The 20,355-nt window shown below is 74.9% G+C and carries 19 protein-coding genes; 14 read left to right on the top strand and 5 right to left on the bottom strand.

Going from position 1 to position 20,355, the window contains the following annotated elements; all coding sequences use genetic code 11:
- Positions 1-1,302, bottom strand: a complete 1,302-nt coding sequence (locus AB0A97_RS03765) for an FAD-dependent oxidoreductase (RefSeq protein WP_361143945.1) — start codon at positions 1,300-1,302, stop codon at positions 1-3.
- Positions 1,303-1,631: 329 nt separating this feature from the next.
- On the opposite strand from AB0A97_RS03765, the gene AB0A97_RS03760 reads away from it, so the two are divergent.
- Positions 1,632-1,859: a general stress protein gene (locus AB0A97_RS03760; RefSeq protein ID WP_361143942.1), complete on the top strand. Its 228-nt coding sequence runs from the start codon at positions 1,632-1,634 to the stop codon at positions 1,857-1,859.
- 162 nt (positions 1,860-2,021) lie between these two features.
- On the opposite strand, the gene AB0A97_RS03755 is transcribed toward AB0A97_RS03760, so the two are convergent.
- The gene (locus AB0A97_RS03755; RefSeq protein WP_361143940.1) at positions 2,022-4,046 is read right to left on the bottom strand and encodes a glycoside hydrolase; all 2,025 of its coding nucleotides are present in this window, start codon (positions 4,044-4,046) and stop codon (positions 2,022-2,024) included.
- Between the two features lie 216 nt (positions 4,047-4,262).
- Between AB0A97_RS03755 and fes the strand changes: the two genes are divergently transcribed.
- From fes to AB0A97_RS03740, 3 genes are all read left to right on the top strand, one after another.
- On the top strand, positions 4,263-5,813 hold the full coding sequence (gene fes / locus AB0A97_RS03750; protein WP_361143937.1) for an enterochelin esterase: 1,551 nt from the start codon (positions 4,263-4,265) through the stop codon (positions 5,811-5,813).
- On the top strand, positions 5,810-6,103 hold the full coding sequence (locus AB0A97_RS03745) for a hypothetical protein (RefSeq protein WP_361143935.1): 294 nt from the start codon (positions 5,810-5,812) through the stop codon (positions 6,101-6,103). Before fes ends, AB0A97_RS03745 begins: the two co-directional genes overlap by 4 nt.
- Positions 6,104-6,312: 209 nt before the next feature.
- A complete protein-coding gene (locus tag AB0A97_RS03740) occupies positions 6,313-7,098 on the top strand; it encodes a TSUP family transporter (RefSeq protein ID WP_361143932.1) in 786 nt (261 codons plus the stop codon).
- 26 nt (positions 7,099-7,124) lie between these two features.
- Here the strand turns inward: AB0A97_RS03740 and AB0A97_RS03735 are convergent, their stop codons facing one another.
- Complete coding sequence (locus AB0A97_RS03735; RefSeq protein ID WP_031002012.1) at positions 7,125-7,457, bottom strand: cupin; 333 nt, start codon at positions 7,455-7,457, stop codon at positions 7,125-7,127.
- Between the two features lie 340 nt (positions 7,458-7,797).
- Between AB0A97_RS03735 and cutA the strand changes: the two genes are divergently transcribed.
- Both cutA and AB0A97_RS03725 read left to right on the top strand, forming a co-directional pair.
- Complete coding sequence (cutA, locus tag AB0A97_RS03730; protein ID WP_361145233.1) at positions 7,798-8,094, top strand: divalent-cation tolerance protein CutA; 297 nt, start codon at positions 7,798-7,800, stop codon at positions 8,092-8,094.
- A 106-nt stretch (positions 8,095-8,200) separates the two neighbouring features.
- Positions 8,201-9,139, top strand: a complete 939-nt coding sequence (locus AB0A97_RS03725; RefSeq protein ID WP_361143929.1) for a hypothetical protein — start codon at positions 8,201-8,203, stop codon at positions 9,137-9,139.
- Positions 9,140-9,205: 66 nt separating this feature from the next.
- Here AB0A97_RS03725 and AB0A97_RS03720 read toward each other — a convergent pair whose 3' ends face one another.
- Complete coding sequence (locus AB0A97_RS03720) at positions 9,206-9,892, bottom strand: ElyC/SanA/YdcF family protein (RefSeq protein WP_361145230.1); 687 nt, start codon at positions 9,890-9,892, stop codon at positions 9,206-9,208.
- Between the two features lie 172 nt (positions 9,893-10,064).
- Between AB0A97_RS03720 and AB0A97_RS03715 the strand changes: the two genes are divergently transcribed.
- From AB0A97_RS03715 to AB0A97_RS03700, 4 genes are all read left to right on the top strand, one after another.
- Positions 10,065-10,559, top strand: a complete 495-nt coding sequence (locus tag AB0A97_RS03715; protein ID WP_361143927.1) for a gamma-glutamylcyclotransferase family protein — start codon at positions 10,065-10,067, stop codon at positions 10,557-10,559.
- A 75-nt stretch (positions 10,560-10,634) separates the two neighbouring features.
- A complete protein-coding gene (locus AB0A97_RS03710) occupies positions 10,635-11,669 on the top strand; it encodes an adenosine deaminase (protein WP_361143924.1) in 1,035 nt (344 codons plus the stop codon).
- A gap of 140 nt (positions 11,670-11,809) precedes the next feature.
- Positions 11,810-12,265 (top strand): MarR family winged helix-turn-helix transcriptional regulator, encoded by a 456-nt coding sequence (locus tag AB0A97_RS03705; protein WP_361143921.1) that lies wholly within the window; start codon positions 11,810-11,812, stop codon positions 12,263-12,265.
- A 117-nt stretch (positions 12,266-12,382) separates the two neighbouring features.
- On the top strand, positions 12,383-12,841 hold the full coding sequence (locus tag AB0A97_RS03700) for a nuclear transport factor 2 family protein (RefSeq protein ID WP_361143919.1): 459 nt from the start codon (positions 12,383-12,385) through the stop codon (positions 12,839-12,841).
- An 18-nt stretch (positions 12,842-12,859) separates the two neighbouring features.
- Here the strand turns inward: AB0A97_RS03700 and AB0A97_RS03695 are convergent, their stop codons facing one another.
- Complete coding sequence (locus tag AB0A97_RS03695; RefSeq protein WP_361143916.1) at positions 12,860-15,085, bottom strand: molybdopterin oxidoreductase family protein; 2,226 nt, start codon at positions 15,083-15,085, stop codon at positions 12,860-12,862.
- 213 nt (positions 15,086-15,298) lie between these two features.
- On the opposite strand from AB0A97_RS03695, the gene AB0A97_RS03690 reads away from it, so the two are divergent.
- The 4 genes from AB0A97_RS03690 to AB0A97_RS03675 all read left to right on the top strand — a co-directional run bounded on the left by AB0A97_RS03690 (position 15,299) and on the right by AB0A97_RS03675 (position 20,245).
- The gene (locus tag AB0A97_RS03690) at positions 15,299-16,255 is read left to right on the top strand and encodes a sirohydrochlorin chelatase (RefSeq protein WP_361143914.1); all 957 of its coding nucleotides are present in this window, start codon (positions 15,299-15,301) and stop codon (positions 16,253-16,255) included.
- Positions 16,252-17,601 carry a deoxyguanosinetriphosphate triphosphohydrolase gene (locus AB0A97_RS03685; protein WP_361143911.1) on the top strand — a complete coding sequence of 450 codons (1,350 nt, stop codon included), beginning with the start codon at positions 16,252-16,254 and terminating at the stop codon, positions 17,599-17,601. The genes AB0A97_RS03690 and AB0A97_RS03685 overlap by 4 nt, the downstream gene beginning before the upstream one ends.
- Before the next feature lie 324 nt (positions 17,602-17,925).
- Positions 17,926-19,203 (top strand): FAD-dependent oxidoreductase, encoded by a 1,278-nt coding sequence (locus AB0A97_RS03680; protein WP_361143908.1) that lies wholly within the window; start codon positions 17,926-17,928, stop codon positions 19,201-19,203.
- Between the two features lie 79 nt (positions 19,204-19,282).
- On the top strand, positions 19,283-20,245 hold the full coding sequence (locus AB0A97_RS03675; protein WP_361143906.1) for a pyridoxal-phosphate dependent enzyme: 963 nt from the start codon (positions 19,283-19,285) through the stop codon (positions 20,243-20,245).
- Positions 20,246-20,355: the final 110 nt, after the last annotated feature.

The following is a 20,355-nucleotide window of genomic DNA, read 5'->3' as shown; positions in this document are numbered from 1 at the left end:
TCAGGAGCCTCCGTCGGGGGTGGGGGCGGTGCGGGGACCGCCGCTGGGTTCGGGGGTGAGCAGGTGCAGGAGGGGCGCCGCGGGCAGCGGGTCGTCGGCCTCCCAGGTACGGGCGAGGGTGCCGACGGCGCCCAGGTCGCCGAGGAGGATGCCGCCCACGAGGCGGTCACCGCGGACGATGACCTGGCGGTAGGCGCTGCGGGTGGCGTCGGACAGGCGGATCACGTCGTCGCCGGGAGCGGGGGAGGGGGTGCCGAAGGCGGCGAGGTCGAGGGGGGCGGAGGGCGAGCCGGGGTCGGGACCGGGGCCGGTGAGGGTGAGGCGGGTGAGGGCACGGGTCCCGTGGTAACGGGCTGCCTCCTCCGAGAGGAGCCGCGCCAGCAGGTCCGCCTGTTCGAGCGCGGCGCCCGCCAGGCCGTACACCACGCCGTCGTGCTGCGCGCAGTCGCCGATCGCGTGGACATGGGGATCGGCCGTCCGCAGCTCGTCGTCCACGACGATGCCGCGGTCCACCGGCAGCCCGGCGGCCCGCGCGAGCCCGACGCGCGGCCGTACCCCGCAGGCGAGGACGACCAGGTCGGCGTCGGGCACGTAACCGTCCGCGAGTTCCACGCCGCGTACGGAGCCGTCCTCGACGCGCAGCCCGCGCACCCGGCACTCCGTGTGGACCTCCACGCCCAACGCCTCGACGTGCGCGCGCAGCAGGGCCGCGGCGCCGGCGTCCAGTTGCCGTTCCATCAGGTGCTCGCCCTGCTGCGCGAGCAGCACCGACACACCGCGTTCGGCCAGCGCACGGGCCGCGGAGACACCGAGCAGCCCGCCGCCGATCACCACCGCGCGCACCCCCGGCCGGGCGGCGGCCGCGGCGAGCGCCGTGCAGTCGTCCAGGGCGCGGAAGGGGTGCACGCCGGCGGGAAGGTCGTCGTGGCCGGGCGGGAAGAGGCCGCGCAGCGGCGGCAGCACCGGGTTGGAGCCGGTCGCGAGGACGAGCCGGTCGTACGGTACGGCCTGCCCGTCGTCGCACAGCACCGTACGGGCCGCCCGGTCGATCTGTACCGCCCGCACCCCGCCCAGCCACCGCACGCCGTCGTGCGGGGCGGGCAGCGCGATGACCTCGGGCGCGTACCGGCCGGCCAGCACCTCGGCGAGCAGGACACGGTTGTACGGCGCGTGCGGCTCCTCGCCGAGGACGGTGAGCGCCGGGCCGCCGGTGCCGGGGGCGCCGGCCGGGCGGAGGCGCTGCGCGAGCCGGGCGGCCGCCATTCCGCCGCCGATCACCACCACACGCTGTTGCGAGGTCATGTCCGCCAGCGTGCGGTCCGGCTGTTACCCGTCCGCATCCGCGTTGTTACCCGCGGGGAACGCTGCCCTCAGCACGGGGGAGGGCGGGGTGTGAGGAGAGCGCCGTGTGCCCCCCCCAGGGACAGGAGAAGGGGCAGGGGCCATAGGACGGGTGGTGGACTGCCCGTAGGGCGGACGGTGGAGGCTCGTGGCGCGGTGCGCGTGGGCTCTTCGGGAGGGTTGGTCGGCTTCGCCGATTTTCTTCCTGGTGCGGGTGTTTGGTCCTGGGGCGCAAGGCAACCCGCCTGACTGGAAGGAAACAGCCCACAACGAAGTAAGGGTGAGTAGTGATGGCTGAGTCCACCAACAACGGCAACTTCGCCAACGACCGCGAGAAGGCCGCCCGCGCCGGGCAGAAGGGCGGCCACGAGAGCGGCGGCAACTTCGCCAACGACCCGCAGCGCGCGGCGGACGCCGGGCAGAAGGGCGGCCACGAGAGCGGCGGCAACTTCGCCAACGACCGTGAGCGGGCCGCCGAAGCCGGGCAGAAGGGCGGGCGCGCCCGCCACGGCGAGTAGCGCGGCCGGGCGCCCGCGGAGAGCGGGAGCGCGAGGCGTAGGGGCGGGCGTCCACCGGACGCCCGCCCCGCTGCCGCGAGGGCCTGGGACGGCCTGCCGCCTACTGCTTCGGAGCGCTTCGCGCTGCCGCGTCGGCCTGTCGCATGACCGGAGCCCGCCGACTCAGCCCGTGACCTTCGCCGGGCACAGGCGCCGCGGCTGCTTGTCGCCGCGCAGCTCGGCGTCCACGCAGCCGCCGGGGAGGCCGGCGTGCGCCGTGGTGCCGAAGTTGGCGGTGACGGTGAGCTTGCCGTCGCCGAACTCCGTACGCTGCACGAGGTTGTCGTCGGTCAGGCGGCGGAACGAGGTCAGCTTCTCGGTCCCCGCCGCCTCGTGCAGCGGCGCGAAGTACTTCTGGAGCGCTGCCAGTTCCGGCCCGGACTTCTTGATGGACGGGCCGTCGAGCACGTAGTTCAGCGGGATGTTGTAGAGCATCGCCAGCAGCGCGCGGTCGGTCTTCTGCTCGGGCAGCTTGTTGTACGACAGCTCCCAGCGCTCGGCGTTGACGAGCGAGCTGTGCAGCGCGGTCTCGTACAGCGGCACCCGGTAGGCCGGGTCGTACATCGCCTTCGCCAGGTCGGCCGGCAGCTCCACGGGTTTGAAGAACGCCTTGGGGGCGTTCTGCGGGTACCAGGCGCCCCAGGTCTCCTTGTCGCGCTGGAGCTTCCACAGGCCGTCGGCGACCGGGGTGGCCGCCCCGTGGTTGAAGGCCAGCACCTTGTTGGCCCAGGACTGGGCGCTCTCCGAACCCAGGACGAGCTTCTTGTCCTGGGCCAGGCGCCGCATCCGGGCCAGCCGGTTCGCGCGGTCGTCCGCCTTGGTCATCGGGTGGTCGGCGCTGTGGTCGCGGAACTCCTCGCCGGTCGCGTCGACGTCGAGGAAGTAGCTGTCGGCGCCGTTGGCCGTCATGGCGCGGGTGCGGTCGGCGAGGTAGTGGTGGTTGGGCTCGGCCTGTTCGAAGGCGCGTGAGCTGAGGTAGCAGCCGCGGTTGCCGAACCCGGTCTCCGGCTTGCCCCGGGCGTCCCGTACGCAGAAGTCGGGGTAGACCGTGCCGGGCCACACGGAGGTGGGGGAGTCGGCGGTCTTCGGGTCCTGGCCGTTGGCGAACGTGTCGTACGGGCCGACGAGGTAGCCCGCCTTCTTCGCCGCCTTGACGGCCGCGGCGTCCATCGGGTCGGCCCCGGCGTCGTAACCGAGCCACATCCGGTCCACGCCCAGCTTCCGCAGCTCTTCGACGCCGCCGGCCTTGCGCGCGTCGCCCCACACGTAGGCGTGGAAGGCGCCGAGCAGCCGGCCGTTCGCCGGGTTCTTCCTGATCTTCTCGCGCAGGCTGCCGAGCTGTCCGTGCTCGGAGAGCCAGGAGCGGTAGTCGGCGCCCGGTGCGACGGGGTTTCCGTCGGTGAGGGCGAAGGTGACGGTGTAGTCGCGGGTGCCGTCGCCACCGTTGAAGTCGTGGGTGGTGGAGGTGGTCAGTCGCCCGCCGTCGGAGCGGAACTTCAGCGAGGTGCCGAGATCGGTGGGGGTGAGGTAGCTGACGCCGCGCCCCTTGCCCAGGGAGTAGCCCCACAGCGGCAGTTCGAGCTGGCCGCCCATGTCGATCGCGTCGCCTGTGAGGCCGCCCTTCGCCGAGTTCCAGAACGTGTCGCGTACGGGGATGTCCAGGCCCTCGCCGCGCGGCAACTGGACGGACGACGCGGCCCGGTCGGTGCCGGTCACCGGCCAGCTTACGGAGCCGTCGCGGTCCGCCTTCATGCTGACCCGCAGCCGCCCGTGGTCGGCGCGCGCGGTCACCGTCAGGCCCTTGTCCGGGTAGCTCCAGCGGGCGCCGCCGTCGGTGCGCTCGACCGGGCCGGGCTTGCCGAGGGCGGTACCGGACGGGGCGGACAGGGCCAGGCTCCTGCCGTCCGCCGTACGGGCGTTGACGGCCAGGGTGCCGGTGTCGACGGTGGCCGTGCCGCCCCGTACGGGAATGTCGACGTGCCGTCCTCCGACGGTCCCGGCCACGGCCTGGCTGCTGCACCCGGAGGCGCCGACGGAGGCCGTGGCCGTCAGCGCGAGGGAGACGGCGAGCACGCGCGTACCGGTGCGGGTGCGGGCACGGGTGCCGGGGCGGGGGCCGCCGCCGGTTGGGGCGATCTTGGAATCCATGGACACGTGAATAGTGCGCGGGGTTAAGAACTCTCTAAGAGTCCGGGCGACGGCTCTGATCCGCCGTCCCCGGGGATGTTGTCCCGGGGACCGATGTGCGATTAGGTTAGCCTTACCTAAGTCGAGGTCGTCACGCGGTGCGTACGGCCCCGGCCGAAGTCGTCTGTGCCCGCGCCGGAGCGCCGGGCGGGAAGCGGGTTGTCGATGGGAGCGTCGATGAAGACATCGGTGGGCGCGTCGACGGGCGCGGTCGGGGGAACCCGGCCGGGCGCCGCGACGGGTACGGCGACGGGGGCGGTACGGGGGACGGTGCCGGGCGCACCCTCCGGCGGACCGGCGGGAGCGGGGGCGGGGGAAGCCGTACCCGCCGGCCCGCCGCACACGTCGCGCCCGGCACCGGCCGGGATCGCCGACATCGTGGACAGCCCGCGGATCGTCGCGCTGGCCGCCTCCGTGTCGGGCGGACGCGACGCCGCCGTACGCGAGTTCTGGGCCGAGGCCGCCACGCAGGGGACCCCGCTCGTCGAGCCGCTCCCCTGGGACCCCGGGCACCGGGCCGTCACCTTCCTGTGGCGCGGCACGGGCCGGACCCGCCGGGTCCTCCTGCTGGTCAACCGCCTGGTGGACCGCACGCACCTCGCGGGCAGCCTGATGCGCCGGATCCACGGCACCGACGTCTGGCACCTCACCTACCGGCTGCCCTCCGACTACCGGGGCTCGTACGTCATCGCGCCCGACACGGGGACGGAGGGCGGACGGGCCCATACGGGGGACGTGTCGGTCGCGATGCCGGAGGCGCCGGCGCTGTGGTCGGCGCCGGGCTCCGAGCCCGCGGACGACTTCCAGGCCCGGCTGCTCCCGCTGCTCGCCGCCGCACGGCCCGACCCGCTCAACCCGCACGTCCTGCCGTCCCGTTGGCGCGGCGAGGGCGGCTCGGTCTTCGAGCTGCCCGACGCCCCGCCGCAGCCGTGGCGGCCGTGGGCCGCCGGACCGGACGAGAGCGTGGCCCGGGGCACGGTGGAACGGCACCGGCTGACCAGTGCCGCCCTCGCCGCCCGCCGCGACGTGTGGACGTACGTACCGCCGGGGCCGCTCCCGGACGGCGGGGCCGACACGCTGGTGCTCCTGGACGGCGACATGTGGTTCGGGCGGCTCGGTGTGCAGGGCCTCTTCGACCGGCTGATCGCGGACGGTGTGCTGCCGCCGCTGGTCGTGCTGGCGCCGGACGCCGTGGACAACGCCACCCGCGCCCGCGAGTTCGGCGGCCGGCAGGCGTACACGAACTTCCTCGCCGCCGAACTGCTGCCCTGGGCGTCCGGTCGGCTGCCGGTGACGTTCGATCCGTCGCGCACGGTGGTCGCGGGCGAGAGCCTGGGCGGACTCACCGCGCTGTACGCCGGATTCGCGGCGCCGCGCCGGTTCGGCAACGTACTGGCCCAGTCGCCCGCGCTGTGGTGGCGGCCGGAGGGGGCGGGGCCCGTGAACGGGGCCGACGTCGCGAAACGGCCGTCCTGGCTGGCGGAACGATTCGCCGGGGGAGGCCGCCGCGAGCTGCGGACGCACCTGCGGGCGGGCCGGTACGAGGGGGACGCGCGCACCCGCTCCCGGGAACTGCGCGACACGCTGCGTGTCCTCGGCCATCCGGTCACGTACAGGGAGTACAACGGCGGTCATGACCACGCCTGCTGGGCGGGCGGCCTGGCGGAGGGACTGGCGGACCTGCTGGGCCGGCCGGACGCCGACGCCGGAACACCGGGGCCGGTATGAAGCCCCTCACGCCGCGCCTCGCGTACTACGTCCTCAAGTCCCGCGCCTACCACACGATCCTGCGTACGCCCCGCTTCCGTACGGCCAAGTCGGCGGACCCGGCGCCCCCGTCGGCCACGGACCGCCACCCGGACCGCCCGCAACGCGTCACGACGGACCGTGCGTACCGGCCCGCCAAGGACCGCCCGCAACGGCCCGCCAAGGACCGCCCGCAGCGGTTCCCCAAGGACCGCCCGCAGCGGTCCGCCCCTGACCGTCCTCACCGGCGTACCAAGGCCCTCGCCGGATGACGGACGCGGCGCCCCGCCCCACCAGTGCCGGGGCGGGGCGCCCCTGATACGGACGGATGGCGGGCGGCGGTCACGGGTCGCCCGCCATCCGCCCATCACCCGCGCACCGCACGTCCCTTGCGCGGCCCCCGGGCCTCCCTCGCATGCCGCTCCTGTGACTCCCGCCACGCAGCCCCCTCCCGCCCCGCCCGGCTCCTTAAGATCGCCCGGTGCCCGCAGACATATCTCTGACGACGACTCTCCTGCTGTGCCTGGCCGCCCTGGCGGCGGGCTGGATCGACGCCGTCGTGGGCGGCGGCGGTCTGCTGCTCCTGCCGGCCCTGCTCGTCGGCCTCCCGCACACGCCCGCCGCATACGTCCTGGGGACCAACAAGTCCACGGCCGTCGTCGGCACCGCCGCCGCGGCCTGGACCTACGTACGCAAGGCCCCGATCGACCTGCGCACCGCCCTGCGCATCGGCCTGGCCGCACTCGGCGGCTCGCTGGGCGGCGCGTTCTTCGCGGCGGGCATCGACAGCGAAGTGCTGCGCCCGCTCATCATGGCCGTCCTGGTGGGCGTCCTGGCGTTCGTCCTCCTCCGCCCGGCCTTCGGCACCGCCCCGCCGCCCTCGGGGCCCGTGACCCGGCGGCGCCTCCTGCTCGCGTTCCTGGTGGCGGGCCTGGGCATCGGCTTCTACGACGGCCTCATCGGCCCCGGCACCGGCGCCTTCCTCGTCGTCGCGCTGGCCGCGATCCTGCACATGGACCTGGTGACGTCCTCGGCGACCGCCAAGGTCGTCAACGTGTGCACCAACGTCGGCGCCCTGGCCATGTTCGCCTACCAGGGCACGGTCCTGTGGCAACTGGGCGCACTGCTCGCGGTGTTCAACTTCGTCGGCGGTACGGTCGGCGCGCGCATGGCCCTCAAGCGGGGGGCCGGGTTCGTGCGCGGGGTGCTGGTCGTGGTCGTCGTGTCGCTGCTGTGCAAGCTGGGTTTCGATCAGTGGCTGGCCTGAGGGCCGCCGGTGGCGGCCGGGTGCCGTCAGTTCATGGACTTCGTCGCCGTGACGGCGGTCAGCAGGACGGCGGAGTCCTGGAGCGCCTTCAGGCCGTGCCGCTCGTGCGGAACCGGCACGACCTGCCCGGCGATCAGGTCCCGGTCGTCGCTCGTCCCGGTCAGCCGCACCCGGCCGTGCAGCACCTGGAGGCTGGCGGCCGGCGGCGTGACGTGCTCGTCCAGGGCGGCGCCCTCGATGAGCGCGATCACGGTCTGCCGGAGCGGGCCGTCCTGGAGGAAGAGGTGGGCGCTGCGCCCGTGAGCGGAGGCCCTGGCGTCGTCGAGCTGGCGGCGGGTGAGCGAGCTGAGGTCGTCCATGACGCGGCCTTTCGATCGGGGGTCCGCGGTGCCGGGACCGGCACCGGTGCCGGTACTGGTACCCGTATCGCCTCCGCCCACCGCACCACCGGGCGGCCCGGACCATCCTGACGGGTGGCCGGTCGGCTGCCGAATGGCCGCTCGGCTGCGGAATCGCCGGTGGCCGCCACGCGGCCGGTGCCGGCGGCCGGGCGATCACCGGGGTCCGTACGATGCGAGGAACCTGATCAGCGACCCAGTGCCCGAAGGAGGCGTCCGGATGCGAGACGAACCGGCGGAACACGGCGGGCGGCGGGAGCCCGCGGCGGCGGACGGCGGCCCGGCCGGCTTCCTGACCGTCATGACGACGACCGACAGCGCCGAGAAGGCGGAAGCGCTGGCGCGCGGCGCGGTGGAGGCGCGGGTGGCGGCGTGCGCCCAGATCAGCGCGCCCGTCACGTCCGTGTACCGGTGGGAGCAGGCGATCGAGACGGCACAGGAGTGGCAGGTCCTGTTCAAGACGGCGGCCGTGCGGTACGAGGCACTGGAGACGTACCTCGTCGCGGCGCACGACTACGACACGCCGGAGATCATCGCCACGCCCGTCACGCGGGGCGGGGCCGGCTATCTCGCGTGGGTCGCGGAGGAGACGAGCTGACGTGGGACGGCGATCCGGGGCGCGGGGACCCGAGGTGCGGGGATCCGGGGCACGGGGATCAGCGGGGCGGCGCGGGCGCCGGGGCGGACGGCCGGTCCGCGGCCGGGTGAGCACCGTCGGCGCCGGACTCGCGCTGTGCCTCCTCGTGGCGCCCGCGAGTGGCGCGACCACCGTTGCCGATGACGGCGGCGGCAGCGGTGCGGGCGGCTGGACGAGCGAGGCCGCGGCCCGGTACTGGACGGCCGGGCGGATGGCGGCGGCCGTCCCGGCAGGCGCGGGCGGTGGCAAGAGCGCCGCTGCGCCGGGGGAGGGCGCCGGCAAGAGCGCCGCTGCGCCGGGCGCGCGGGCCACGGCGGGCGCCGCCCGGTCCGCCCGGCACTTCGGCGGCGTGCCCTCGGTCGGTGTGCTGTTCTCCGTCGACAAGGACGCGCGGGCACACCACTGCACCGCGAGCGTCGTCCGCAGCCCGCACCGCAACCTCATCCTGACGGCCGGCCACTGCGAGCCGGGGTCCCGTGCGGCCTTCGTCCCGCAGTATCGTTCCGGCGCCACCACCCAGCCGTACGGGGTCTGGGCGGTCGAACGCGGCTTCACCGATCCGCGACGCACCGCCACCGGCCCCGGCTCGGACCTGGACTTCGCGTTCGCGACGGTCGCACCGGACGGCGAAGGCCGCGCACTGGAGTCGGTGACCGGCGGCAACATCCTGCTGCGCACCCCCGGTTACGCCACGGACGTCACCGTCATCGGCTATCCGACCGTCCGCAACGACCCCGCCGACCAGGCCGTCCGGTGCGAAGTACGGACCAGCCGGCTCACCGGGCAGCGGCAGTTGCGCATGGAGTGCGGCGGGTTCTACGGCGGCACGTCGGGCGGCCCGTGGCTGAGCCGCTTCGACGAGCGGACGAAGACCGGGTACCTGGTCGGCAACATCGGCGGCCTGAACGGCGGCGGCCCGTCCGGCCCGGACAGCCACCGGACGTCCTACAGCCCGTACTACGGCTCGGAGGTCTTCCGGCTCTACGCCCGCGCCGTCGCGGCCTGAGGGAGGCGGCGGGGACGCGGCCTGCACGGCGGCGGCGTCGCCCCCCCGTGCGTCGGGGCCGCACCGTCACCGCAGCGCCACCGACACCCCGTCCTCCTTCGGTCCGAGGAAGCGCGGATCGGGCCGTACGGCGGCCTCGGCCGCCGCCTTCGCCGCCGCGAACACCTCGCGGGTCCCGCCGTAGTACCAGGTCGCGTCGTGCCGGGCGTCGACGCCGACCCCGTACGCGTCGATACCGGCCGCACCGCACAGCGCCAGCGCGCGCCGGATGTGGAAGCCCTGGCTGACCAGGACGGCCCGGTCCACGCCGAAGACCCGGTGGGCGCGGGCGCACGAGTCCCAGGTGTCGAAGCCGGCGTAGTCGCTGACGATCCGGTCCGCCGGGACGCCGTGCGCGACCAGGTACCGGCGCATGGCGTCCGGCTCGTCGTAGTCCTCGCGGCTGTTGTCGCCGGTCACGAGGAGCGCCCGGACCGTGCCCCGCTCGTACAGGCGGGCGGCGGCGTCCAGCCGGTGCGCGAGGTACGGGGAGGGCTCGCCGTCCCACAGGCCCGCGCCGAAGACCACGGCGACCGGCGCGGCGGGCACGTCCTCGACCGTACGGACCCGGGACGCCGCGGCGGCGTTCATCCACGTCGCCGGCAGCAGCGCCAGGACACACGCCAGCACGGCGACCTGGAAGGCCCGCCGCTGCCCGCGCCGCGTCCGGGGCAGGCGCAGCCACGACCGCAGGCGGCCCGCCACGCGACGTATCCACCGGGTCTGCCGCGTCTTCTGTGTCTGACGTGTCACTGGATGTCCCCCGTTGTTCTTGTTGCCACCGTAAGCAGCGACGCGCCACGGCCTGGCATGGTTGCGGAGACGGAGGAAGGCCCCCGGCCGTCCGTCCGGCCACCCGTACGCCCGCCCTGGAGGAGCCCGCCGGATGACGACCCAGCCCGAGCCCGAGCGCCTGCCCTTCTTCGTCTACGGAACGCTGCGCCCCGGCCGGGCCAACCACGCCCGGTGCCTGCGCGGGCGTACGGCGGCCGAGGAATCCGCGCTGGTCAGAGGCGTGTCGCTGTACGAGGGGCCAGGGTATCCGTACGCCGTGCCGGGGCCCGCCGAAGCGGTCGTGCACGGTGACCTCATAGCGCCGCGCGAAGACGTCCACGACGCGGTGCGCGCCGCCCTGGACCGGCTGGAGGGGTACGTGCCGGGCGGGCCCGGCAACCTCTACGAGCGGGTGGCGCGGGAGGCCGAGTGCGCGGACGGCCGGACCGTACGGGCCTGGGTGTACGTGGCCGCCGAACCGCTCGCGAGCCGCCTGCGCGCGTCCGGCACGCCGATACCCGGCGGCGACTGGCTGCGCGGCCGAGATGCGGGAACGGCGCACCGTACGGCCGCCCCGGCCACCCGCCCGGCACCGCCGCCCCGTTAATCTGGACGACTTCCCCGAACCACACAGGACCCGGCAGCCCCGGCAGTCCCAGCAGCAGACAGGTGTGAATTCAGCGTGCCCCCCACCTCCCCGGCCCCGGCCCCGGCGCAGAACGCGGCGGACGGCCCGTTCCCCAAGGCGGAACTCCACCTCCACATCGAGGGCACCCTGGAACCCGAGCTGGCCTTCGCCCTCGCCGAGCGCAACGGCGTCACCCTGCCGTACGCCACCGAGGACGAGCTGCGCCGCGCGTACTCCTTCAGCGACCTCCAGTCGTTCCTGAACCTCTACTACGCGCTGATGGCGGTCCTGCGCACCGAGGACGACTTCGCCGACCTCACCCACGCCTACCTGGCTCGCGCGCGGGCGCAGGGCGTCCGGCACGCGGAGATCTTCTTCGACCCGCAGGCGCACACCGCGCGCGGCGTCCCCGTCGGCACGGTGATCGAGGGCCTGACGCGGGCCCTGGACACCGCCGAGGAGCGGTACGGCATCACCACCCGCCTGATCATGTGCTTCCTGCGCGACGAGAGCGCCGAGTCGGCCCTCGCCACCTTCGAGGCGGCCCGCCCCTACCTGGACCGGATCACCGCCGTCGGCCTGGACTCGGCGGAGGTCGGGCACCCGCCGTCGAAGTTCCGCGAGGTCTACGCGCTGGCGCGGGAGGCCGGGCTCAAGTGCGTGGCCCACGCGGGCGAGGAAGGCCCGCCGTCGTACGTCTGGGAGGCGCTGGACGTCCTCGGCGTGGACCGCGTCGACCACGGCGTGCGCTGCCTGGAGGACGAGCGGCTGGTCGCCCGCCTGGTCGCCGACCAGGTGCCGCTCACCGTCTGCCCGCTGTCCAACGTCCGGCTGCGCGTCATCGACGAACTGGCCGACCACCCGCTGCCCGCCATGCTGGAAGCGGGCCTGCTGGTCACCGTCAACTCCGACGACCCCGCCTACTTCGGCGGCTATGCCGACGACAACTTCACCGCCGTACGCGACGCCCTGAACCTGGACGAGGAGACCCTGCGCACCCTCGCCCGCAACTCCTTCCGCGCGTCCTTCCTGGACGAGCCGACCCGCGAGGCGTACCTCAAGGAGGTCGAGGCGCACGGCCGTACGTGACCGTGCGCCGGGCCGGGGGCGCCGATGGTCCCCGGCCGCCGGCCGCGTGACCGACGCCACCATTGACCTCAAGTCCGGTTGAGTTCCTAGGTTCTTCCTCATCAGGCACGACGCCCGCAACGGGCAGAGGAGGCACCACCATGGAGTACTCGCACAGCGACGCCGAACTGGCCGGTCAGCCCATCGGCTACTGGGCCTGGGCCGCCCACACGGCGGCCGTCACCCACATCCGCGCCGGCCTGGCCCGCCACGGCCTGAACCAGCCCCAGTGGTGGGTGCTCAACCAGCTCGTGGACCACCCCGGCGGCCGCGACCGGGCGGAGGTGACCGACATGCTCAAGGGCTACCTGGACACCGGCGCCGACGGCATCGGCGCGGCCGTCGACGACCTCCTCGACCGCGGCCTCGCCACCGCCGACGGCGACCGGCTGCACATCACCGCCGACGGTGCGGCCCTGCACGCCACCTGCGCCGCTCTCCAGGTGGAGATGCGCGCCCGGATCCACGACGGCATCAGTGACGAGGAGTACGTGCGCACGCTGAAGGTGCTCCAGCGGATGATCCACAATGTCGGCGGGAAGATGCGGCACCACTGAGGGCGCCGATCCGTCCCCTTACCTCCGGGGTAATCGACCGGCCTCCCCGCCCACGGCAGCATCGGACACACCGGCGGGGTCCCCCGCCGGGCCCGGCCGCACCGCGAGGAGAGCGCCATGACCGCCGACCCCACCGCCGACACCCCCGGTACGGCCACGGACAAGACACCGGTCGCCGAGGCCACCCGGGCCGTCGTGGAACAGTTCCTCGCCGCCCGGATGGCCGGGGACACCGCTCGGCTCACCGCGCTCTTCGCCGACGAGGTGGACTGGCTGCTCGCCGAGAACCCCGTCGTCCCGTGGATCCGCCCCCGTACCACGGGTGCCGAATGCGCCGCCCAGGCCGAGGAACTGGCGGCCCACACGGTGCCCGAGGAGTCGCGCGCCTCCGTCGACGCCTTCCTCGTGGACGGCACCGACGCCGTGCTGACGGGGCACGTGGCGGGGACCGTACGGGCGACGGGCAAGACCTTCGAGGGGCCGTTCGCCCTGCGCCTCACCGTCGAGAACGGCCGCATCACCCGCCACCACCTCTACGAGAACAGCCTCTCGGTCGCCGAAGCCTGCACGCCGTGAAGGCACCGGCCGTCGCTCCTACGCCTCCTCCGCCCGGGCCGCCTGTTCCACCCGTTCCAGCCGTACCGCGCACGTCTTGAACTCCGGCATCCCCGACACCGGGTCCAGGGCCGGATTGGTCAGGGTGTTGGCGCGGCCGGGCCCCGGCCAGTGGAAGGGCATGAAGACGGTGTCCGCGCGGATCGCTTCGCTGTAGCGGGCGGGGGCCACCGCGCGGCCGCGGCGGGAGACCACCGCGACCGGCCGGCCGTCCTCGATGCCGTACTGCCGGGCGAGCCGGGGGTGGATCTCGACGTACGGTCCCGGCGCCGCGGTGGTCAGCTCCGGGACGCGGCGGGTCTGGGCGCCCGACTGGTACTGGGCCAGCACCCGGCCGGTCGTCAGCACCACCGGGTAGCGGTCGTCGGGCTCCTCGGCCGCCGGGCGGTGGGTGACCGGGGCGAAGCGGGCCCGGCCGTCCGGGGTCGCGAAGCGGTCCAGGAAGAGGCGCGGGGTGCCGGGGTGGTCCTCGCCGGAGCAGGGCCAGAAGACGCCGTCCTCGGCGGCGATCCGGCGGTAGGTGATGCCGGCGTAGTCGGCGGGGCCGCCGGCCGAGGCGCGGCGCAGTTCGTCGAAGGTCTCCTCCGGGTCGGCGGGGAAACCCTTCTCCCACCCGAGGAGGGCGGCGAGGGAATGGAGGACCTGGAGGTCCGTACGGACGCCGGGCGGCGGGGGCAGGGCGCGGCGCCGCAGCAGGACCCGGCCCTCCAGGTTGGTCGTCGTCCCGGTCTCCTCGGCCCACTGGGCCACCGGGAGGACCACGTCCGCGAGGGCCGCGGTCTCCGAGAGCACCACGTCGGCCACCGCGAGGAAGTCCAGTGCCCTGACGCGCTGTTCGACGTGGGCGGCGCGGGGTGCGGAGACGACGGGGTTGGAGCCCATCAGGAGCAGGGCGCGTACGTCCCGGCCCAGCGCGTCCAGCAGCTCGTACGCGCTGCGTCCGGGGCCCGGGAGGGACTCGGGCGGTACGCCCCACACCCCTGCGACGTGCGCCCGCGCGGCCGGGTCGGACAGCTTGCGGTAGCCCGGCAACTGGTCGGCCTTCTGGCCGTGTTCGCGGCCGCCCTGCCCGTTGCCCTGGCCGGTCAGGCACCCGTAGCCGGAGTGCTCGCGTCCGGCGCGTCCGGTCGCCAGGCACAGGTTGATCCACGCGCCGACCGTGTCCGTGCCCTTGGACTGCTGCTCGGGGCCGCGGGCCGTGAGCACCATGGCGCTGTCCGCGGCGCAGAACAGGCTCACGGCCGACCGGAGTTGCGGGACCGGTACGCCGGTGATGCGCTCGACCAGTTCCGGCCAGTGCGCCATCGCCGCGGCGCGGGCCGCCGGCCAGCCGCTGGTGCGCGCCGCGATGAACTCCTCGTCCGTACGGCCCTCTGCCACCACCAGGTGCAGCAGGCCGAGCGCGAGGGCCAGGTCGGTGCCGGGGCGCGGCGCCAGGTGCAGGTCGGCCTGGTCGGCCGTACGGGTGCGGCGCGGGTCGACGACGATCAGCCGGCCGCCGTTCTCCTTCAGCTCCGTCACGTAGTGCAGCGCGGGCGGCATGGTTTCGGCCAGGTTGGAGCCGACCAGAATGACGCAGCCGGTGCGGGCGACGTCGGCCAGCGGGAAGGGCAGCCCGCGGTCCAGACCGAAGGCCCGCTGGTGCGCGGCGGCGGCCGAGGACATGCAGAACCGGCCGTTGTAGTCGATCTGCGACGTGCCGAGCACCACCCGCGCGAACTTGCCCAGCGCGTACGCCTTCTCGTTCGTCAGCCCGCCCCCGCCGAAGACGCCCACCGCGTCCTTGCCGTGCGCGGCGCGGGTACGGGACAGGCCCGCGGCGACCCGGGCGAGGGCGGTGTCCCAGTCCGCCGGTACGAGACGGCCGGTCGCCGTGTCGCGGACCAGCGGCTCGGTCAGCCGGGCACCCGGCGCGAGCAGGTGGGCGGCGGTGCGGCCCTTGCCGCACAGGGCGCCCCGGTTGACGGGGAAGGCGGGGCGTTCCACGACCTCGGCGGGGGCGCCCGCGGCGCCCGCCGGAAGGCGGCGCAGGCCCATGCCGCACTGGAGGGAGCAGTACGGGCAGTGGGTGTCCACGGGCGCGTCCGGGCCCGGGAGAGTGACGGCGAGGGTGGCCGGGGCCGTGTTCGGGTCCGTGGCCGAGTCGGGGAGCGGGGCCGCCGGGGTGGCGGTGGCAGAACGGGTGCGGGGGGTGGCGGCGTTCATGCGGCCAGCCTGCGACGCCCGTGTTTCCGCCGGTCCGGGGCGGCGTTACGGGCCGGGGAAGCGTGCCTCACGGTGCCCGTACGGGGGAGGTGAGGAGGCCGGGGGACCGGGCCCGTACCCCTCACGCCCGTCCCCGGCGGCCCGTCAGCCACCGGAAACCAGCCGTCACACCCGCGCAACGGCCCGGCAACGCCCCGGTGCCAGGCTTCCCTCATGAAGGCGTCGACCCCGCCCCCGCCGCCCGCGGCCCTTCCGTGCGCCGCGGTCCCCTTCGACAGTACGGCGCAGCTCATGACGGAGATCAGCATCCAGCTCGGCGCCCGGCTCAGCCGGGTCCGGCTGCGCGGCCTGCCCCCGCGGCCCCCGGCCGCCCGCCCACCGGACGCCCGTCGCCCGGCCGGCCCACCGGGCGACTCCCGCCCCGCCCTGGTAGCCGTGGCGCACGGCAGCCGTGACCCCGCCGCCCTGCGCACCGTCACCGCCCTCCTGGACCGGGTACGGGAGCTGCGCCCCGGGCTCGTCGTCCGCCTCGGCCACATCGAGCTGAACGCGCCCCTGCTCCCGGACACGCTGGCGGAGCTCGACGGCCGGGCCGTCGCCGTACCGCTGCTGCTCGCCCGCGGGCACCACGTCGGCCACGACATCCCGGCCGCGCTGGCCGGCGCACCGCACCTCGCCACGCACCTCGCCCGCCCGCTCGGCCCCCACCCCCTGCTCGCCGAAGCCCTGCACGCCCGCCTCGAAGAGGCCGGCGCCCGGCGTCCGAGCGCCGTCGTCCTGGCCGCCGCCGGGTCGCGCGCCCCCGAATCGGCCGCCGACACGGCCCGTACGGCGCGGCTCCTGTCCGAGCGCCTCGGCGGCGTACCCGTCCTGCCCGCCTACGCCTCGGCGCCCCCGGAAGGCGGCCCGTGCGGCACCCCGCTCTCCGTCCCCGCCGCGCTGCGCGCCCTCGCCGCCCGCGGCCACCCGCGGCCCGCCCTCGCCTCCTGCTTCACCGCACCCGGCCGCTTCGCCGCCCAGTGCGCCGCGGCCGCCCCCGGGCCCGCCGCCGCACCGCTCGGCGACCACCCCGCGCTGGCCCGGCTGGTCCTGCACCGTTACGACCAGGCACTCGCTGCACGCGGCGGGTGCGTCCAGGACACCCTCGGGGCGGCTACCGTCACCGTATGACGGGCACACGAACGACGGGCCGCGAAGCGGGCCACGACGGTACGGGGTACGGAGCGGCCGACACCGAACGCTGGGTCCCCGAGCCCGACAAACGCCCGGGCCGCACCGCCTTCCAACGGGACCGGGCCCGGGTGCTGCACTCCGCCGCGCTGCGCCGCCTCGCGGGCAAGACCCAGGTCGTCACCCCGGGCACCACCGAACACCTGTGGGACGCCAGTCCGCGCACCCGTCTCACCCACTCCCTGGAGTGCGCCCAGGTCGGCCGCGAACTCGGCGCGGCGCTCGGCTGCGACCCGGACCTGGTGGAGACCGCCTGCCTCGCCCACGACCTGGGCCACCCGCCGTTCGGGCACAACGGCGAACAGGCGCTCAACGAGGTCGCCGCGCCCTGCGGCGGCTTCGAGGGCAACGCCCAGTCGCTGCGGCTGCTCACCCGCCTGGAACCAAAACGGTTCGTCCCCGACACGGACGGCACGGCCGTCAGCGTCGGCCTCAACCTCACCCGCGCCGCCCTGGACGCCGCGACCAAGTACCCCTGGCCGCGCGGCGGCCACCCCACCGACCCCGGTTCGCCCAAGTTCGGCGTCTACGAGGACGACCTGCCCGTCTTCACCTGGTTCCGGCAGGGCGCGCCCGAGGCGTCCCGCAGCTTCGAGGCGCAGGTCATGGACTGGGCCGACGACGTGGCGTACTCGGTGCACGACGTGGAGGACGGACTGCACGCCGGCCACGTCGACCCGAACTGCCTGCTCGCCGAGCCCGAACGTGCCGAAGTGTTCGCGATCGCCGCCGAACGTTACGCACCCGGCGCCGACCCGGCGGAACTGGGCGCAGCCCTCGACCGCCTGCTCGACCAGGAGTGGTGGCCGCACGGCTACGACGGCACGGCCGTCGCCCAGGCCCGGCTGAAGGACGCCACCAGCCAGCTCATCGGCCGCTTCTGCCTCGCCGCCGAGACCGCCACCCGCGCCGAGTGGGGACATCTCCCGGGCCGGCCGGGCACCGGAAGGCTGACCAGGCACCGCGCCCGGCTCGTCGTACCGCCCGGAACGCGGCTGGAATGCGCCGTGTTGAAGGCGGTCGCGGAACGCTACGTCATGCGCCGCCCCGACCAGGAGGCGCTCCGCGCCGACCAGCGCGTCGTCATCGCCGAACTGGCCGAGGCGCTGGTCGCCCGCGCACCCGACGGCCTGGACCCGCAGTTCCGCGCCCTGTACGACCGGGCCGAGGCGGCGGGCGACGACACCGCCCGGATGCGCGCCCTGATCGACCAGATCGCCGCCCTCACCGACGCTTCGGCACGCTCCCTGCACGCCCGGCTCACCCGGCCGCGGGGCACGCTCTGACCAGCGGCGCCCGCGCCGCCGGGCCACCATGGACGGGGCCGGCGCGCTCCCCGGGGAACGGGCCCTCTTCCCGCGGCACGCCCGCTGCGGGACGCTCGGGCTTGAGTGCCGCGCGCCGGGGAAACAAAACAGGGGCACGACGGGGTGGACGGCCGCGGAACGCGATATGACAGATCCGCGTCACACGACCGGGCGGGGACACGCGACCGCCCGCGCCGGGCAGTGCGCGGCGCAAGCACCGCGGGGGGTAGAACGGGGAACGGGGGACACGACCGGGGGCGTTCACGGACGCGGACGCACCGCGCCGCAGCGAGGAGGAAGCAAGTGGTCGACGCACACCAGACGTTCGTCATCGTCGGGGGTGGCCTGGCCGGGGCAAAGGCCGCCGAGACCCTTCGTGCGGAAGGCTTCACCGGTCGGGTCATACTGATCTGCGACGAGCGCGACCACCCGTACGAGCGCCCCCCGCTCTCCAAGGGGTACCTGCTCGGCAAGGAGGAGCGCGACAGCGTCTTCGTCCACGAACCCGCCTGGTACGCCGGCGCGGACATCGAACTGCACCTCGGCCAGCCCGCCGTCCACCTCGACCCGGCGGCCCGCACGGTCCGGCTCGGCGACGGCACCCTGATCGCGTACGACAAGCTCCTGCTGGCCACCGGCGCCGAGCCGCGCCGCCTGGAGATCCCCGGCACCGACCTGGTCGGCGTCCACCACCTGCGCCGCCTCGCCCACGCCGAGCGGCTGCGCGGCGTCCTGCAGTCCCTCGGCCGGGACAACGGCCACCTCGTCATCGCCGGGGCCGGCTGGATCGGCCTGGAAGTCGCCGCCGCCGCCCGCTCGTACGGCGCCGAGGTGACCGTCGTGGAGCCCGAGCCGACCCCGCTGCACAGCGTCGTCGGGCCCGAACTGGGCAGCCTCTTCACCGACCTGCACCGCGAGCACGGCGTCCGCTTCCACTTCGGTGCCCGGCTGACCGAGATCGCCGGGCAGGACGGCGTGGTGCTGGCCGCGCGCACCGACGACGGCGAGGAGCACCCGGCCCACGACGTGCTCGCCGCGATCGGCGCCGCCCCGCGCACGTCCCTGGCCGAACAGGCCGGGCTCACCCTGGTGGACCCGGCGCACGGCGGCGGCGTCGCCGTGGACGCCGCGCTGCGCACCTCCGACCCGCACATTTTCGCGGCCGGTGACATCGCCGCCTTCCCGTACTCGCTGCTGGCCGCCGAGGACGGCGAACCGGCCGGGCTGCGCGTCGAGCACTGGGCCAACGCCCTCAACGGCGGCCCCGCCGCGGCCCGCGCCATGCTCGGCCAGGACGTCACGTACGACCGGATTCCCTACTTCTTCTCCGACCAGTACGACATCGGACTGGAGTACTCCGGCTACGCGCCCCCGGGCTCGTACGACCAGGTGGTCTGCCGCGGCGACGTCGGCAAGCGCGAGTTCATCGCCTTCTGGCTGAGCGAGGGGCGGCTGCTGGCGGGCATGAACGTCAACATGTGGGACGTCACCGGGCCGATCCAGCAGCTCATCCGCTCGGGCCGGGTCCTCGACCCGAACGCGCTGGCCGATCCGCAGGTGGCCCTGGACTCGCTGCTCTGAAACCGGGGCGCCGGGCGCGTTCGCGCGCCCGGCGCGGGAGAACCCGTACCCCCTTCGACGCCCAGGGAGACACCGATCCGTGAGCGGAGTCACCGTCACGCTCGACGACGTCCGGGACGCCGCCGCCCGCCTCAAGGGCGTCGTCCACCGCACCCCCGTGCTCCGTTCCCGCACCCTCGACACCCTCGTGGGCGCCGAGGTGCACCTCAAGTGCGAGAACTTCCAGCGGGCCGGCGCCTTCAAGTTCCGCGGCGCCTACCACGCCGTCTCGCGGCTGGCGCCGGAGCAGCTCGCCCGCGGCGTCGCGGCGTTCTCCTCCGGCAACCACGCCCAGGCGGTCGCCCTGGCCGCCCGGGAGCTGGGCACGAGCGCCGTCATCCTCATGCCGGAGGACGCGCCGCGCTCCAAACGGGACGCCACCGAGGGCTACGGTGCCGAGATCGTCACGTACGACCGCTACACCGGCGACCGGGCCGCGCTCGGCGCGCGGCTCGCCGCCGAACGCGGCCTGGCCCTGATCCCGCCGTACGACCATCCGCACGTCATCGCCGGGCAGGGCACCGCCGCCCTGGAGCTGATCGAGACGGCCGGCCCGCTGGACGCCCTGCTCACACCGGTCGGCGGGGGCGGGCTGACGGCGGGCTCGGCCGTCGCCGCCACCGCGCTGGTCCCCGGCATCCGCATGATCGGCGTCGAGCCGGAGACCGGGGACGACACCCGGCGTTCGCTCGCGGCCGGCGAGCGGGTCCGCATCCCCGTACCGCGCACCATCGCCGACGGGCAGGCGCTGCCGGAGCCCGGCGAACTGACGTTCCCGATCAACCAGCGGCTGCTGGACTCGGTGGTGCTGGTCGGCGACGACGAGATCAAGGCCGCGATGCGGCTCGCCTTCGAACGGCTGAAGATCGTCACCGAGCCGAGCGGGGCGACCGCGCTGGCCGCCCTGCTGGCCGGCGCCGTCGACCCGCTGCCGCGCCGTGTCGGGGTGGTGATCTCGGGCGGCAACATCGGGCTGGACCGGTTCCTGGAGCTGATGGCCTGAGCAACCGGGGGCCTGAGGACGGCCGTACCGGGCGTTCCGGCCGTTTTCCACCCGGCCCGGCAGCCCCGCCGGACGGGTCCGGCGGGGACTGTCGTACCCCACCCGTAGAA

The organism is Streptomyces sp. NPDC045470, from assembly GCF_040646595.1.
GTDB lineage: Bacteria > Actinomycetota > Actinomycetes > Streptomycetales > Streptomycetaceae > Streptomyces.
Note: the sequence above shows the minus strand (reverse complement) of the source record. Positions and strands in the feature narration are given on the sequence as shown.

Coding starts and splice junctions, on each gene's coding strand:
- AB0A97_RS03765 (WP_361143945.1), bottom strand. CDS start 1,302: ATGACCTCGCAACAGCGTGTGGTGGTGATCGGCGGCGGAATGGCGGCC.
- AB0A97_RS03760 (WP_361143942.1), top strand. CDS start 1,632: ATGGCTGAGTCCACCAACAACGGCAACTTCGCCAACGACCGCGAGAAG.
- AB0A97_RS03755 (WP_361143940.1), bottom strand. CDS start 4,046: ATGGATTCCAAGATCGCCCCAACCGGCGGCGGCCCCCGCCCCGGCACC.
- fes (WP_361143937.1), top strand. CDS start 4,263: ATGAAGACATCGGTGGGCGCGTCGACGGGCGCGGTCGGGGGAACCCGG.
- AB0A97_RS03745 (WP_361143935.1), top strand. CDS start 5,810: ATGAAGCCCCTCACGCCGCGCCTCGCGTACTACGTCCTCAAGTCCCGC.
- AB0A97_RS03735 (WP_031002012.1), bottom strand. CDS start 7,457: ATGGACGACCTCAGCTCGCTCACCCGCCGCCAGCTCGACGACGCCAGG.
- cutA (WP_361145233.1), top strand. CDS start 7,798: ATGACGACGACCGACAGCGCCGAGAAGGCGGAAGCGCTGGCGCGCGGC.
- AB0A97_RS03715 (WP_361143927.1), top strand. CDS start 10,065: ATGACGACCCAGCCCGAGCCCGAGCGCCTGCCCTTCTTCGTCTACGGA.
- AB0A97_RS03705 (WP_361143921.1), top strand. CDS start 11,810: ATGGAGTACTCGCACAGCGACGCCGAACTGGCCGGTCAGCCCATCGGC.
- AB0A97_RS03700 (WP_361143919.1), top strand. CDS start 12,383: ATGACCGCCGACCCCACCGCCGACACCCCCGGTACGGCCACGGACAAG.
- AB0A97_RS03695 (WP_361143916.1), bottom strand. CDS start 15,085: ATGAACGCCGCCACCCCCCGCACCCGTTCTGCCACCGCCACCCCGGCG.
- AB0A97_RS03690 (WP_361143914.1), top strand. CDS start 15,299: ATGAAGGCGTCGACCCCGCCCCCGCCGCCCGCGGCCCTTCCGTGCGCC.
- AB0A97_RS03685 (WP_361143911.1), top strand. CDS start 16,252: ATGACGGGCACACGAACGACGGGCCGCGAAGCGGGCCACGACGGTACG.